The 1802-nt window shown below is 61.9% G+C and carries 3 protein-coding genes; all 3 read left to right on the top strand.

Annotated elements, in window-relative coordinates; translation table 11 throughout:
• Positions 1–489: porin (locus EN884_RS34805; RefSeq protein WP_164895383.1), on the top strand; the 489-nt coding region annotated here is incomplete at its 5' end.
• A 132-nt stretch (positions 490–621) separates the two neighbouring features.
• Positions 622–1398 carry a DNA repair protein RecO gene (gene recO / locus EN884_RS34800; RefSeq protein WP_013532580.1) on the top strand — a complete coding sequence of 259 codons (777 nt, stop codon included), beginning with the start codon at positions 622–624 and terminating at the stop codon, positions 1396–1398.
• Positions 1395–1802, top strand: a 408-nt coding sequence (locus tag EN884_RS34795; RefSeq protein WP_164895382.1) for a PaaI family thioesterase, incomplete at its 3' end; no start/stop codon positions are given. The genes recO and EN884_RS34795, both read left to right, overlap by 4 nt.

The following is a 1802-nucleotide window of genomic DNA, read 5'->3' as shown; positions in this document are numbered from 1 at the left end:
ATCGACAGCTATGTTCCGCATGTCGTCGGCGGCTTGAAGTACAAGGGCGACTGGGGTGCGATCACTGGCGTCGTGGCCTATGACAGCAACTATGAGGAAGTGGCCGGCAAGGTCCGTTTGGACGTCAACGTCAGCAAGGAACTGACGCTGTTCGTCATGGGCGGCTACGGCACCAACGACAACATCAACGACTTCGGCACAGGCCGTACCCAATACAAGCCGTGGGGCGGTAACTGGGCAGTCTGGGGTGGCGGCACCTACAAGTTCAACGAGAAGACCTCGTTCAACGCCCAGATTTCCTATGACGACTGGAAGAACCTCGGCGTCGCTGCCAACGTTGCCTATACCATTGTGCCCGGCTTTACGGTCACGACTGAAGTCGATTACCTCAATGCAGGAAAATTCGACGACTTCGACTTCAACAACTGGACCAAGGCCGACAAGAAGAGCAGCGTCGGCGGCATCGTCCGCTTCCAGCGCAATTTCTAGCAGATCGACTGACCTCACCAGCCCGCCCGCAGCACATCGCTGCGGGCGGTTTTTTATGCATTGGTGTGAGAGTTACCCAGGAGCCAAGCCCATACCTTGATTTCGCCACCCGATCGGTGAAAAGCTCCTGAAATGGAATGGCGCGACGAGGGAATCATTCTCGGCACCCGCAAGCATGGCGAAACCAGCGCCATTCTCGAGGTGCTGACGCGAGCGCATGGCCGTCATCTCGGCCTTGTTCGCGGCGGCCGTTCGCGCAAACAGCAGCCCGTCCTCCAGCCCGGCAATCGCGTCGACCTGTTGTGGCGTGCGCGCCTTGATGAACATCTCGGCACGTTCCAGGCCGAAGCGATCGAGATGAATGCTGCCCGGTTGATGGACAGCGCCGTCGCCGTCTACGGCTTGCAGACCATGGCCGCGCATCTGCGCCTGCTGCCCGAGCGCGACGCGCATGAAGGTCTCTACGAAACGCTTGCCGTGATGATCGTCCATCTCGACGACGCCGACGTTGCCGGAGAACTGGTGGCGCGCTTCGAGCTTCTGGTGCTGGACGAACTCGGCTTCGGCCTCGATCTCAGCCAATGCGCCGCCACCGGCACGCGACAGGACCTGGCCTATGTTTCGCCGAAGTCGGGACGCGCGGTATCGCGCGAAGCCGGTTTGCCATGGCGCGACAGGATGCTGGCTCTGCCGGCCTTCCTGCAGCGCGGCTCCGGCCTGCGCGCGGATGCGGCTGATGTCGACGACGCCTTCCGGCTCACCGGCTTCTTCTTCAACCGCCACGTCTATGAGCCGCGCGGCATCGAGCCGCCGGACGCTCGTACCGGCTTCCTCGCCGCCTTGCGCAAACATCACGCACGCGGCAAGGCCATAGCTGGCGAGGACGCAGCCAGAGAAATCCTCACATGAGCGAAGTCGAACTTTATCCTGGCCGGGTCTCACCGCTCGGCCTCGGCACCATTCCGCACGCCGACATCCTGAAATACACCGGTTTGGAATTGCTGCAGCGCATCGTCGACGGCAAGTATCCGGCGCCGCCGATTTCCTTCCAGCTGAATTTCACTCTCACCGAAGTCTCGGAAGGGCGCGCTGTCTTTCGTGGCATGCCGAGCGAGCGCCATCTCAACCCGCTGGGCAGCGTGCATGGCGGCTGGGCGGCGACGCTGCTCGATTCGGCACTGGCCTGTGCCGTGCAGACGCTGCTCGAAAAGGGCGAGGCCTATACGACGGCGGAGTTCAAGGTGAATTTGACGCGTCCCATCACGCCGAAGACCGGCGAAGTGGTCTGCGAGGGCAGGGTTGTTCACAAGGGC

The sequence above is a fragment of the Mesorhizobium sp. M7A.F.Ca.AU.001.01.1.1 genome (assembly GCF_004022735.1).
GTDB classification, from domain to species: Bacteria; Pseudomonadota; Alphaproteobacteria; order Rhizobiales; family Rhizobiaceae; genus Mesorhizobium; species Mesorhizobium ciceri.
Note: the sequence above shows the minus strand (reverse complement) of the source record. Positions and strands in the feature narration are given on the sequence as shown.